The sequence below is a fragment of the Tenacibaculum insulae genome (assembly GCF_964512435.1).
GTDB lineage: Bacteria > Bacteroidota > Bacteroidia > Flavobacteriales > Flavobacteriaceae > Polaribacter > Polaribacter insulae_A.
Map to the genome: position 1 here is coordinate 2742152 of NZ_OZ208512.1, position 14026 is coordinate 2756177.

Below are 14026 nucleotides of genomic sequence, written 5' to 3' on the forward strand. Positions count from 1 at the left end.
TAAATTTATTTAGTTACTGTTTCAATTATTTTTGAAATCGTTTCTTTATTATCAACTCCTAATCCTTCTTGTTGATGTACCAATTCTCCTTGCGGATTAAAAACACTTATAATGTTTGAATGAGAAAAATCTAACGGAGAAATTTGTTTGTATTTTACAGCCAATACATTTGCAAACTCTCTAACCGATGATTTTGTACCTTGTAAAAAGGTCCAATGCGCATCGTCCATAAAATTTTCTTTTGCAAAGGATTTTAATTTTGTTGGTGTATCAGTTTCAGGATCTATGCTAATCAATACATATTGTAAATCTTTATTATATTTTTTAGGTACCTGTTTTTCTATATTTCGCATGTCTGCCACCAATCTTGGGCAAGCAGCTTTACAGGTAGTGTAAATCATTACCATTACCAATGTTTTTCCTTTTAAGTCTTCTAAAACAATTGTTTCTCCTTCTTCGGTATGCCATTTAGAATCTAAATTAAAAATAGACTCTTCTGATATTTCAGTACTAATTTCTTTTTTTGATACTACTTCGGATAATGGTTTTAAATCCATTTTACAAACAGCACAACTTCCTTGAGTTGTAAATGTTTTTTCTCCTTCGCATTTCATCGGACATTGATATGCCACTTCCTTGTTGTTTTTCGTTGTTGTTGCTTCTTTTTTACACGCCACAAAAGCTGTTAACAACATTAATACGATTACAATTACTTTATATTTTTTCATCTTTAATATCTTTTACACATCTAAAACCTAAGTTTTTCATGGTATATTTTGCTTTTAAACTTCCTCTAATTGCATAGCGCATAAAAGCAGCATAATTCATTAAATCTGTAGCTCCAATAGCGGCGCTACCACAAAACAAATTACTATCATTATCTACATCTTTTCTTGATTCTCCTGATATTAAAACCGAGTTAAAATCAGAAGTCCATTCCCAAACCAAACCGTGTAAATCGTACACGTTCCAATAATTTTTAAATGTAGATCCTATATCGTTATTAAATGTTTTAGGCTTTTCATACCAACCTAAAATAAACTCGTTATAGGTTTTTAATTTTCTAGCATCTGGCATTTTTTTATTAGCCATAGCAACATATTCCCATTCATCAATAGTTGGTAAACGCTTGCCTTTACATTCGCAATAAGCATTTGCGGCAAACCAACTAATACTTGTTATTGGTCCTTTTACAGATTTGTTTTTACCCAATTCTGTATCAGATTTCCAATCGTTCAAATAATTAGCGCCTGCAAATAATCTTTTAACTTTTGATCTTTGCCATTTGGGATTTTCTTTTACAAATTGAACATATTGTTGATTTGTAACTGGATATACATCCATCTTAAAATCCGAAATAGTAACCGTCATAGAATCTCTTCCGTATAACGGAATGTAGGTACCTCCTTTTATATTTACCATTTTAGATTGACAATTTACCAAAGGGGTGACAAAAAAGGGAAGTAAGCAAATTGCCAATCTTAAAATAGTTTTCATTGAATTAAAATTTAGTGAGTACTTTTTACTTCTTGTACATCAATTACTTTTACGTTTGTTTTATTATTATCCCAAGAATTGTAAACATAGGTTAGTACATCTGCTACTTCTTCGTCAGATAATGTTTGCTTAGTCATTACACTGTTATACTTTTTACCGTTTACAGTAATTTCGCCAGTTTTACCGTGTAATACAATACTAATTGCTCTTTTTACATCAGCATTTAAATAATCTGATTTTGCTAAAGGAGGAAATGCATTTGCGATTCCTTCTCCGTTTGCTTGGTGACAGGCAAAACATGTTTTGGTATAAATTTGTTTTCCTGAAGCTATTTTTTCAGCAAGAGTTTTTTCTGAACTCGATTTCGCCACAACTTTTTTACCATCATCAGGCATTTCTTGAAGCGTACCTCCTTCTGGATGATAAATTCCTTCTTGCTTTACACCAGAATATAATCTTTTATCTTCTTCACCTTTTACTTTTAACATTCCTAAAGCACCTTTATTAAAGGCTCTGAATATAGAGTGATCTACTAAAATGAATGTTCCAGGTACATCTACTTTAAACTCTACAATTGCAGCTCCTCCTGCAGGCACTAAAGTTGTTTGTACATTTTCGTTTATGGTAGATCCTCCTTCTACATGAACTTTATCAAAAATTTCTCCAATAACGTGAAATGAAGACACTAAATTTGGCCCACCATTACCCATATAAATACGTACCGTTTCTCCTACATTAGCAGTAATTGCATTATCACCTGTTAAAGAACCTACTTTACCATTAAACACTACATAATCAGCATCTTCATCTACTGCCTTTTTCATATCAAAAGCTTGTAAACCTGGTGCTCCATTATCACCTTTAGTGTAAAAATCACCTTGCATAACATAGTATTCTTTATCTACTTTTGGCAACCCTCCTTCTGGTTCAACTAAAATTAAACCGTACATTCCGTTAGCAATATGCATTCCTACAGGTGCTGTTGCACAGTGATATACATATAAACCTGGATTTAAGGTTTTAAATGAAAATGTTTTCTCGTGCCCTGGTGCAACAAATGATGATGTTGCTCCACCACCAGGACCTGTTACCGCATGTAAATCTATATTATGAGGTAATTTATTATCTGGATGATTTGATAATGTAAACTCAACTTCATCACCAACTCTTGTTCTAATAAAACTTCCTGGTACAGAACCTCCAAAAGTCCAATACACATATTTAACACCATCAGTCATGGTGCCTTCTTGTTCAAGAATTTCCATGTTTACTAATAATTTTTTAGCACCTCTGTTTCCTACAGGAGCAGGAACATGTGGTGGCGCAGTTAATTCAGCTTCAATAGTACCTTTAATGGCTATTTCGGCTGGGTTTTTCATAGCTGTTTTTTCTTCTTTCGTATTACTATTACAACTTATCATTAAAGATGCTGCAGTAAAAAGGAGCGCTCCTAATTTTAAATGTTTCATTTTGTAAGTATTTGTTAGTTTTTGTGTTCTTATTTTAATTCTAAAGCTTCATCAGTTGGTTTTCCATGTTTATAAAAGTCAATAATATACAAAACAATTCCTGATGTAAAAAGTGTTGCACACAAGATTAAAACAACAAAGTGTATGCTAATTTCTTTTTGTACATACATAAAATCCATCCCTAACTTTCTTTCTAAATATACTTGAACTACACCTGCTACTCCAAAAGCTACTGTCATACCAATCATACCAATATTCGACATCCAAAAAGCCATTCTACCTGTTGTAGATTCATATAATTTTCTACCTGTCATGTTTGGTAAACTGTAACTAATAATTGCTAAAACAATCATTCCGTATGCTCCCCAAAATGCTAAATGCCCGTGCATTGCAGTAACTAAAGTACCGTGAGTGTATAAATTTGTTTGTGGTAAAGTATGTGCAAAACCTAATAAACCAGCCCCTACAAAAGAAACAATTGATGCTCCTAAGGTCCAATACAATGCTAATTTATTGGGATGTTTCTTTTCACCTTTTCTGTACATATTAACCGCAAATAATGCCATTGCTAAAAATGCTAAAGGTTCTAAGGCTGAAAATATACCTCCTACAATTAACCAAATTTTATTTACTCCTATATAATAATAATGGTGTCCTGTACCTAAAACTCCTGATAAAAATGTTAATCCTACAATTACGTATAACCATTTTTCAATAACCTCTCTATCAACACCTGTTAACTTAATTAATAAGAATGATAAAATACCTCCCATAATTAATTCCCAAACTCCTTCTACCCATAAGTGAACTACCCACCAACGAAAAAACGAATCGGTTACTTGACTATCAAACGGTAACATACCTGGTAAATATAATAGAGCTGCAAATAATAATCCCATAGATAAAACTAACGCTGTTGTTGTTCTACGCTTTCCTTTAAATAGGGTGAGTAAAATTATTCCTAAAAATAATAGTACATTAATAACTACCAAGAAATCTAAAGGCCTTGGTATTTCTAAAAACTTACGTCCTTCCCAATAATTAAAATGGTATCCTATAATTGCTGTAACACCAACTACTGCCAAAGAAATTAATTGCACATAAGCCAATTTAACACTTACTAATTCTCTTTGTGCTTCTTCTGGAATAATATAGTATGCTGCTCCCATAAAACCTGAGAGTAACCAAACTACTAATAAATTTGTATGTACTGCTCTTGCTGTGTTAAAAGGAATAAATTCATGTAAATTATCAAATCCGATACGAGCAAACCCCATAACAAATCCGTACACTAATTGTAATACTAATAAGAGCATTGATAGTGCAAAAAACCAATACGCTACTTTTTGTGATTTATATTTCATAATATTTTGTTTAGTTAGTTTTTATTTTGATAATGGTGAAATTTTTCTATCAACACCAACTACTTCTCCAAATCCGTTTAAATCTATATTACCTATCCATTTAAAAAAGGCAACCATATCTTCAGCCTCTTCTTCGCTCATATTATAAGCAACCATTTTTCTTCCGTTTGGTTGCCATGGAACTGGAGACATTAAAATACTTTTAACAACTTCTTCGCCCTCGCCGCCATACTTTTTATTTAAACGATCGATGACTTTTGTTAATTCTGGAGCATAGTAACCTCCTTCACCTAACAGCGAATGGCATCCCATACAGTTGTTAGATTCCCAAATTTCTTTTCCTCTTATTGCCGATTCTGTTAATTCCTCATAATTGGTTTGGTCATTACTCTCAGAAAAAGAGTAAATCGTTAACCCTATGAAAATCAGAAACGTGACTAAAGTACCTCCAAGGAAAAATGTTTTAGCTTGTTTTTTTGATAACATAATTAATTAGTTTTTTTAATAAAAGACCTTTTTATCCCTTATAGAGTAAAAATATTTCTATTATCGTAAACTATTTATGATAAATATCATAAAAATTATTTTTTTCAGAAAAAAACAAAAAAATAAATATTGTGGTTAAAAATCTTTCTTTTTAGATTTAGAAATGATTCTAAAAGTTGGCAGAATCGTCCATAAAACTAAGACTAAAGAAGATAAAATCATTCCGAAGTTTGTACCAAAGAATTTTTGAAAAACAGCACCTGTATATCCCAATAAAGCAGAAATATCTAATTTTAGTAAAATTAATATTCTTGATAAATCTATCGGATTAAACATTGTTGCAAACAACGAAAATTGATCTAACGGATATTCCTGAAAAACAACTAAAGAAATTAAAAATAATCCGTCGTAAATAACTGCTAAAAACAGCCATAATAAAATTGCATACCCAAAACCTTTAATTTTATTTTCGTTTGACAATGCTATATTAAAAGCTAGCGCTACAAAAATAAAAGTTAAAAAAGCACCTACAAATAGTAGTGATATAAAGTTAAAAATAGCCGTAGATTGTACGACTCCGTAAGCTAAAAACGGAATTCCCAATCCTAAAACTAAACTTAAAGAAAGAGATAATGAAACACCTATGTACTGTCCTAAAAATATAGTAGTTCTTTTTAAAGGTTGCGCTAATAAAAGCTCGGTAAATTCTCTAGAATTATAATAATACATTACACCAAAAATTGTACCTATTAACGGTGTTAACACTACTATAATGTTCATTAAAGTAATTACAGCTTTTGAAGTATCGTTATTTAAAAACAATAGCACAAAACCAATAATTAAGTAGAAAAAAAAGTACACATAACTCCATCTACTTCTTAATAAATCGAAAAAACTGTATTTTAATATCTTAAGCATAATCAGTAGTTAAAAGAGTGGCTATTGCATGTTCTAAATCGGTTTGATTGGTTTGTTCTTTTAAGGTTTCTATTCTTCCTTTAAAATGAATTTTACCATCTAAAAGAAAAACAATTTCATCAGAAATATCTTCTACAAAACTCATAATGTGTGAAGTAATTAAAATTGTTTTTCCTTTTTCTTTTTCTGATTGAATAATTTTTTTTAATCGTATTAACGAAATAGGATCTAAACCTGTTGTTGGTTCATCTAAAATAATCAATTCACTATCAAACATAAAAGTTAAAACAAGATTTACTTTTTGTTTTGTTCCTCCTGATAAATTACTTAATTTTTGTTTTAAAAACGGGTGTAAATCAAAAAGATCAATCAGTTCTTTATCATTTGCTGTTTTGGTTCTAATATCTTTTATCATCTGAATTAATTCAGACACTGTAAGGTTACCAGGAAAGTTTGCTATTTGTGGTAAATAATTAACGTTATTACGATATTCATGCTTTTTTAAAACAGCTTCATTGCTAATATTTATAGTTCCTTTATCAGGAATAACCATTCCTAAAACACTTTTAATCAGCGTTGTTTTTCCTGAACCATTTGGACCAAGAATCGCAAAAATACCACCCGATTTTATTTCTAAGTTCAGATTTTTTAATACTGTAACTTTTCCAAATTTTTTATGTAGGCTATCAATTTTTATCATTTTACTTCTCTCATTAATGGTTTTTTATCTGCTAAATTATCAGGCGTAAATGCGGGTGATACTTTTTCAGAAAAATTAATAATATCTACAAATAAACTACGTAATAAAACAATGGCTTCTGGTGTTTTATTTACCACATACGAAAACAATTTTACAGGTCTGTAAGGCACATCCCCTTCTCCATTTTTATCTAAATCATACCCAGTATATTCGCTCCAATAATTATTATTAAAATTATTGTCGTTTAATTTACTGTTATACGATAAATCGAAAGAATTATGTAAAAAGTTGTTTTTAAAAAATTTATTAGCATAACAAGCGCCGGCTATTTTTAAAGCCCATCCGTTTCTAATAAAGTTGTTTTTTATATAATTAATACGCGTAGACCCTTCAACATTAATTCCTATCGTATTTTCTTGAAAGGTGTTATTTATAATTTCAGCATCGTAAATTTCTTTTAACAATAAACCGTATGAAGCCGTTCCCCAGTTTTTAATAAAGGTATTATGCTTCATTTTTATAAATTTAGAAAACATTACGGCAACTCCCGAACCATTGTTTAAAAAGGTATTGTTAAGGTATTCATCATTATTAGAAAACATAAAATGCAATCCATAACGTAAATTATTATAGCTTTTATTGTTAATTACTTTACTATGTGTTACAAATTCAAAATAAATTCCGTCTCTTAAATCATGAACTTCATTACTTTCTACCAAAATATTAGAACTATACCACATATGAATTCCGTTTCCAGAGCCAGCTTCTTCTATTGCATCACTAGAAATATGGTTGTTTTTTACAATACCATGATGAGATTTTTCAATTAAAATACCAAATAAAACTTTTTTTAACCGAACATTTTCAATTTTAAAATACTTGCTTCTAGAAACATAAATAGCAGCAAAGTCTTTCGTATAACTTTTACCCACATTTTTTAATGTAAGTCCTTTTACTGTTACGCTATCAGCAGCAATTTTTAAAATATACCCTTTCTTTTTTCCATCAATAATAGCTTCATTGTTTCCTAAAAGTGTTAATGGCTTATTTATTAAAATATCATATTCATTGTACACACCTTTACCTATTAAAATAGTATCGTTTTTAGATGCTTTTTTAATGGCCGATTTAATTGTTTTTACACTACAACTTGAACATACTTTTATTTTTTGAGCACATAAAGAAATCCCAATAAATAAAAACACCAATAATACTGTATAATTTTTAGTTTTTAGTTTCATTTAAAATAATAAACCTGTTCTTAAACTTACCCCAGTTAACACAAATATTAAAGCAACTAAAGTTACTAAAATAATGTGAAAAGCTAATGGTTTTAATTTTTTCTTCGGAATTAAAAAAAAGCGAGCATGTATTGCTAAACCTAAAGTTGTAACTAATAAAATTAATTTAAAAACTATATGTTTAGGAAAGTGTTCTTTAAAAGTAAACCAATCTGTAAAACTCGGAATTCTTATAAAAGCCAACCAAAATCCAGTAATTACAAGTATTAATAATGCTGGTAAACCGATAGGCTCGTAGGTTTTTTCAAATTTTTCAATAATTAAAAAATCTTTCTTTTTTAAAGCCTCTGGTAAAATTCTAATAGCTAAAATTAAGTGACCTCCTGCCCAAATAGATGCAGCTACGATATGTATAAAAACAAGTATTGGATACATTTATATTGAATATTTTAATCCTATTTGAAAAGACAAATCCTCGTCCATCTGAACACCATTATAGTTTTCATAAATTGGTGCACCTGCTTCAATTCCGATTTTAACATTTTTTAATCTTGAATTTTGATTAAACATAAAATTAAATCCTAAAAATGATTTTATTTTTTCTCCTCCATAATTATTAACATCAGCAGTTGTTACCATCATCGGATTTAAATCTGGATCTTGCCCTGATATTTTACTTTGAGAGAATCCTAAGAATCGCCCTGATATACTAATCCAGTCTGTAATTTTATAAGCACCCCAAAAATTAATTTGTTGTGAATTACCTAATCTATAATCTTCACTATTTTTACCTGTTCTAAAAGTTAATAAAGGTTGAATACCCCAAGAAACACTTTCTGTACTTCCTTTATATGTAGCTCCTAAAGTAATATCAAAAGTACCAGAACCTAATTGCATTGCATAGGGTAACTTTGCATTTACCATCATTGGAGTATCGTCTTTTTGTTTAATGTTTCCTACAGGTAAATTAAGCGTTCCGTTTAAATGAATAGATGTATTTTCTTTGGAATAAACACTATACAAAGCTCCTAATTTCATATCGCCAAAACCTGATGATTTTGTTGAAAAATCATGTAACATTGTCATTCCATTCATCATCATTCTTGCTTTTAAATCCATGTTATTAGTTACCAAATTTTGCATTAAAGACAAGGTTAACTTGTCCGAAGGAGCAAACATAATCCCTAACATATACATTTGCATATCCATAGATTGTGGCGCGACCATATACGAGTTATAAATAGCAGAATTATCGATCGCCGAAGTTCCTTCACGATTTCCTTCCATTGCCATATTCATGTAACGCAAAGAAATCATAAAACCTCCTTTTTGGTGTAAATGATCACCCATTACACCAATAGGTGCATGAGCATCTGGCCTATTATGATGGTGATGATGGCTTGTTGTTTTTTCTTGATTAAATTTTGATACTATTTCTTGCCAATTAAAGAGTTTTCCTCCTTTGTTTTGTTGAAGTTTTTTAGCTTCTTCATTATTTTTTAATGCAGATAAGTTTGCACCCATAGGGCTTTTAATAGCATCACTTATTAAATAAGTTGCTGTAGTAGCAGCTATTAAGTTTCCTGATTTATAATCTGAAACTAAAAAGCTAGAAAAAGAAGTCTTATTTTTGGTTTTAGTATAGTTTAACAAGCATTCTATAGCATCAAAATATATTATTTGATTATTAATTGTTGTTACTTGTGCTTTGTGTAACGGGTCTTTAATTACCATATTACAATGTACACATTGCTTATTGGTTCCTATAGCTTGACTAAATGTGTTTTTACTTATAAATAAAATAAACAATACACTTAAAAATAAATGATTTATTTTCATATTGGTGGTTTTTCCTTAAAATTTTGCAAGTTTTATTTAATTCTTAAAACGTGCCTTTATCTCGCTCCAATTAAACAATTGAGTTCCGTTTAACTGAGCTGATTTTTTAGTAGTATAAGCAGATAAGTTTGCCCCCATAGGGCTTTTAATTTCCTTATTTATTACATAAGTTGCTGTAGTAGCATCTACTAATTCTTTAGGTTTAGTATAATCTGTTACTAAAATATATTTTAATGTACTTTCTTTTTTTTCTGCTAAGGCATTTATCATACATTCAGCGGCATCATATTTAAATGCACGTCCTTTATTAGTAACTATTTCTGCTGCAAACTTGGTTTCTACAATAGTCATTTTACAAAAACTACATGCATCTTTACCGTATTCTATTTTTTGTGGACTTACCGTACAACTAATCAATAATATATTGATAAATACTAAATAAAATAATTTATTATACTTCATCATTATTTTTTAAAGTTTATTTCGCTTCTTTTTTTCCTACAAAAAAGGCTACAACAGTAAGTGTCATACCTACAAACATTAAATAACCTCCTGTGTGTGGTAAAGAAGTAACATCAAAATTTAACATTTTTTGATATCCTAATAATGGTGGCTTATAACTCATAGGAGTACCGTCTGGGTTTACTACTTTTATAATAGCATGCGGATCTAAATCACTTCCGTACGATGTAAGCCATTGATTAAAATCATACATACCTAACAGTCCTAAAACAGCCATTAATGTAAACCAACCAATAAACCATTTGTAAGAAACTTTATTAAAAAAACCAAGTAAACCTATTAACATCCCTAATATTGCCATAGCGCTAATTACTTTCGGGAAAACTGAAAATTCCCACATATCAGCCGGTTTAGGTATTACTTTCATACCTATATAATGATTTAAACCATCAATATTTGTTAAATCAAATTCCGAAACTCCTTTAATACCGTCTATATGAATATTCATTCCTAAAGGCTCTGGATATTGCGGAGCACCAAGCATAATATTCCATAAAGGGAATTTAAATAAACTCAATAATAGTAAAGAGCCGATAATCATAATTATACCTGCTTTTTTCATAGTTATATTTTTTAAGAAGTGTTAATATATATTTGATTAAAGGCTGCTTGAGTAAGTCATCAATCTAAAACATCAAGCAGCCTATCAACCAAAAAATCAACTATTAATTATAGCTTTTTATTCATCATCTAAAGACCAAGATAATTTAATATCTGATTTTTTAGGTGAAACTCTTATGTAACCTTGCATTTCTTGATGTAAAGCTGAACAGAAATCTGTACAATAAAATGGCCAAATACCTACTTTTTTAGGCTCCCAAGTAAGCGTTTTAGTTTGTCCTGGCATTATTAATAATTCAGAATTATTAGCTCCAATCATTGCAAATCCATGAGGAACATCAAAGTCTTGTTCGTGATTTGTAATATGAAAATATACTTTATCTCCTACTTTAATTCCTTCAATATTATCTGGTGTAAAGTGAGATCTAATCATAGACATAGAAATATGTACTTCGTTTCCGTTTCTTACCACTTTTGCCTCTGCTGGAGACTGAATAGCGTATGGATGCTTGTTTTCATCTAATCTATATATTTTTTTAGATTTCTCTTTTATTATGCTTGCTGGTATTGCAGCTGCATAATGAGGTTCTCCGTGTGTTGGAAAATCTAATAATAATTCCATTTTTTCTCCCGAAATATCATATAATTGAGCAGAATGTTCTAATTCTGGTCCGGTTGGTAAATAACGGTCTTTTGTAATTTTGTTCATAGCAAACATATACTTACCAAAAGGTTTTCTTGAGTTTCCTCCAGGAATTGTTAAGTGTCCTACTGAATAATACGTTGGTTTTCTATCAATTACCTCCCATGTACCTAGTTTCCATTTTACAACTTCTGATGAAATAAAGAATGTTGTATATGCGTTTCCTTTGTCATCAAACTCAGTATGTAAAGGTCCTAAACCACCAGACTTAACAGAACCTGCTAAAATATCTTCATAATTTAAAATTGGAATACCATAAGCCTCACCGTCAAACTTTTTATTTTCTATAGCATCTAATATTTTTGGAAAAGAGTGAATTGTTAAATCTGCTGATAATTTACCATTACCAATAATATACTCTCCTGTTGGATCTACATCACAACCATGTGGCGATTTTGGTGTTGGTAAAAAGTAAATTGCACCAGGAATATCTGCTGGGTTTACCGTTAATACTTCTTTCACCATTGTAGAAGTTGCTGTATGCGTATGCTCATCATATACGTTATGTGCATAGTTTGTTGGCATTTTAGTACCTCCTCCATTATCTACATACTCTTCAATTTTTTTCCAGTTAATTGCTGCAATAAAATCTTTATCATTTTGCGAAGCGTTTACCTCTAATAAAGTACTTGCTTCCTCTGTATTATAGGTTGTAAAGAAAAACCATCCGTGAGATTTATCTCTACCAGGGTGAGAAAGATCATAATTAAAACCTGGCATTAATATTTGGAATTTAATTCCCATTCTACCAGTTTCTTTATCAACTTTTATAAAAGATAATGCTCCTTTAAAGTTTCCTTTATACTCTTTAATAGGCATATCAACCTGTGGTACCGGAACAGAAAAACGAGTTCCTGCAACTACATACTCAGTATTTTCAGTAATAAATGAAGAACTATGGTTACCTGCACTATTTGGTACTTCTATAATTTCTTCTGTTTCAAAAGTTGTAAGGCTAATTCTAGCAATACGTGGGGTATTATTACCGTTAATAAATATCCAACGCCCATCTAATTCTCCATTCGTTTGAGAAATATCTGGGTGATGAGAATCATCCCAAGGTATTTGACCAAAAGAGGTGTTTAACATTGGTTTTGTTTCTTCTGAATACCCATAACCTGTAGTTGGAAATTGAGAAAAAACAGGAATTTCTTTAAACATTCTTCCAGATGGTAAACCGTAAACCGTTAAGTTTCCACTATAACCACCAGAAATAAATGCATAATGCGAGTCATGTTCTCCTGGAGCAACATATACTTTTTCTGCTTTACTACTATTTAAAGCACTTTTATTGCTGTTATCACCATTATTACCACAACCTACTAACAAAAAGGCTGTTGATAAAAATAATGCTAAAAATTTATAACTTGTTTTCATAATTTTTTGATTTTGGTGATTATAATGTTCTAAAGAATTCTAAAACTTGTCTTGTTTCATCTTCAGTTAAATTCTGATTTGCCATTGGCGATCCATTAAATTTCATTAATAACTCCTTAGCAATAGGATCGTTTTTTACCATTTCTTCAGGATTCATAATCATATTCATTACCCATTCTGGAGAACGTCTTTTTAAAATTCCTGTAGGATTAGGTCCAATAAATTTTCTATTGGTTCTATGACAAGAAGAACATTTATTTTTAAATACCACGGCTCCTTTATCAGCCATTGCTTGGTCTACAGTTTCTCCTAATGTTACTGATTTAATCGGACCAATACCTTTATTACTTAAGTCTATCGTCCCACCTTCTTCGGCTTTTTTTACTACTTTTTTAGCTGGCTCTTTTTTTACTACTGCTTTTTTGGTTTTTGGGGAGTTATTTGTAGTTTCTTTTTTTTCTTTGCCTCCGCAACTAATAAATAATGCTACTAACATTACTAGGAATACATTTTGTAATTTCATTTTAATTAATTTTAATTTCGATTGATTTTAATTTTTATTTATCACTTGGCACTAATACATCTCCAATAACATGTATCCAGCCATTACTAACTTTTACTGATTTTAAAATTTTGGTTCCTCCTACAAACAAATCTTCTCCTTCTTTTGTTACCTCTAGGTATTCACCAGATGCCATATACAATTTTCTTTTTTTACGTACATTTTTATCTAAAGTGGCAATAGTATAATTTGCCGGAGCAACATGGTTTTTTAAAATAAATGCCAATTGATCTTTATTCTCTGGCTTTAACAATGTTTCTACGGTTCCTTTTGGCAATTTATCAAATGCGCCATTTACAGGAGCAAAAACAGTTAATGGTCCTGCATTTACTAAAGCATTTTCTAAATCGGCTGCTTTAACGGCTACAACTAATGTTTTAAAATCATCTAAAGAAACTGCCACTTGTAATGCGTTTGGTTCAGACTCTTTATCAACCACAGCTGATTGCCCTTTATGCATTTCTTCAGTAGTTTTTGTAGTTTCTTTAACGGTTTCCTTTTTTGATTCTTTACATGAATAAAATGTAAAACTTAATAATAAGGTTAAAATTAAAATTTTTGTTTTCATCGGTTGACTTTTTAAATTATACACAAAATTAAAGTAGTAAATTATCTAAAAACATGATTAATATCATAAAAAGATATTTTTGTCTTTTATTTAGTTTTAAAACTAATTATCAGAATTTTTTTATAGTATTTTTTTTACTTTTTCTTTTAATATAGTTCTTAAATAAAAAACAAAATCACCCTTAAAATAAAGTTAACCATGCTTCTATTTTACTACTTA

General features: G+C 30.2%; 15 protein-coding genes. All 15 read right to left on the minus strand.

Annotated features, from left to right (window positions below):
• Positions 1–5: 5 nt before the first annotated feature.
• The 15 genes from ACN5J5_RS12550 to ACN5J5_RS12620 all read right to left on the minus strand — a co-directional run bounded on the left by ACN5J5_RS12550 (position 6) and on the right by ACN5J5_RS12620 (position 13807).
• A complete protein-coding gene (locus tag ACN5J5_RS12550; RefSeq protein ID WP_418645234.1) occupies positions 6–728 on the minus strand; it encodes an SCO family protein in 723 nt (240 codons plus the stop codon).
• The gene (locus ACN5J5_RS12555) at positions 715–1497 is read right to left on the minus strand and encodes a formylglycine-generating enzyme family protein (protein WP_418645235.1); all 783 of its coding nucleotides are present in this window, start codon (positions 1495–1497) and stop codon (positions 715–717) included. The genes ACN5J5_RS12550 and ACN5J5_RS12555 overlap by 14 nt, the downstream gene beginning before the upstream one ends.
• An 11-nt stretch (positions 1498–1508) precedes the next feature.
• A complete protein-coding gene (gene nirK, locus ACN5J5_RS12560; protein WP_418645236.1) occupies positions 1509–2966 on the minus strand; it encodes a copper-containing nitrite reductase in 1458 nt (485 codons plus the stop codon).
• A gap of 29 nt (positions 2967–2995) precedes the next feature.
• Complete coding sequence (locus ACN5J5_RS12565) at positions 2996–4330, minus strand: cbb3-type cytochrome c oxidase subunit I (RefSeq protein ID WP_418645237.1); 1335 nt, start codon at positions 4328–4330, stop codon at positions 2996–2998.
• Between the two features lie 21 nt (positions 4331–4351).
• Positions 4352–4816, minus strand: coding sequence for a c-type cytochrome (locus ACN5J5_RS12570; RefSeq protein ID WP_418645238.1), 465 nt, complete (start codon positions 4814–4816; stop codon positions 4352–4354).
• A gap of 135 nt (positions 4817–4951) precedes the next feature.
• A complete protein-coding gene (locus ACN5J5_RS12575) occupies positions 4952–5734 on the minus strand; it encodes an ABC transporter permease (RefSeq protein ID WP_418645239.1) in 783 nt (260 codons plus the stop codon).
• On the minus strand, positions 5727–6434 hold the full coding sequence (locus ACN5J5_RS12580; protein WP_418645240.1) for an ABC transporter ATP-binding protein: 708 nt from the start codon (positions 6432–6434) through the stop codon (positions 5727–5729). The genes ACN5J5_RS12575 and ACN5J5_RS12580 overlap by 8 nt, the downstream gene beginning before the upstream one ends.
• Positions 6431–7675, minus strand: coding sequence for a nitrous oxide reductase family maturation protein NosD (locus ACN5J5_RS12585; protein WP_418645241.1), 1245 nt, complete (start codon positions 7673–7675; stop codon positions 6431–6433). The genes ACN5J5_RS12580 and ACN5J5_RS12585 overlap by 4 nt, the downstream gene beginning before the upstream one ends.
• Positions 7676–8110, minus strand: coding sequence for a CopD family protein (locus tag ACN5J5_RS12590; RefSeq protein ID WP_418645242.1), 435 nt, complete (start codon positions 8108–8110; stop codon positions 7676–7678).
• Positions 8111–9514: a nitrous oxide reductase accessory protein NosL gene (locus ACN5J5_RS12595; RefSeq protein ID WP_418645243.1), complete on the minus strand. Its 1404-nt coding sequence runs from the start codon at positions 9512–9514 to the stop codon at positions 8111–8113.
• Between the two features lie 36 nt (positions 9515–9550).
• Positions 9551–9979: a nitrous oxide reductase accessory protein NosL gene (locus tag ACN5J5_RS12600; protein ID WP_418645244.1), complete on the minus strand. Its 429-nt coding sequence runs from the start codon at positions 9977–9979 to the stop codon at positions 9551–9553.
• Between the two features lie 13 nt (positions 9980–9992).
• Positions 9993–10598 (minus strand): hypothetical protein, encoded by a 606-nt coding sequence (locus tag ACN5J5_RS12605; protein WP_418645245.1) that lies wholly within the window; start codon positions 10596–10598, stop codon positions 9993–9995.
• A 117-nt stretch (positions 10599–10715) separates the two neighbouring features.
• Entirely contained in the window at positions 10716–12677 is a 1962-nt protein-coding gene (gene nosZ, locus ACN5J5_RS12610) for a Sec-dependent nitrous-oxide reductase (RefSeq protein WP_418645246.1), read from the minus strand.
• Positions 12678–12696: 19 nt separating this feature from the next.
• Entirely contained in the window at positions 12697–13200 is a 504-nt protein-coding gene (locus tag ACN5J5_RS12615; protein ID WP_418645247.1) for a c-type cytochrome, read from the minus strand.
• 34 nt (positions 13201–13234) lie between these two features.
• Complete coding sequence (locus ACN5J5_RS12620) at positions 13235–13807, minus strand: fasciclin domain-containing protein (protein ID WP_418645248.1); 573 nt, start codon at positions 13805–13807, stop codon at positions 13235–13237.
• Between the last annotated feature and the right edge of the window lie 219 nt (positions 13808–14026).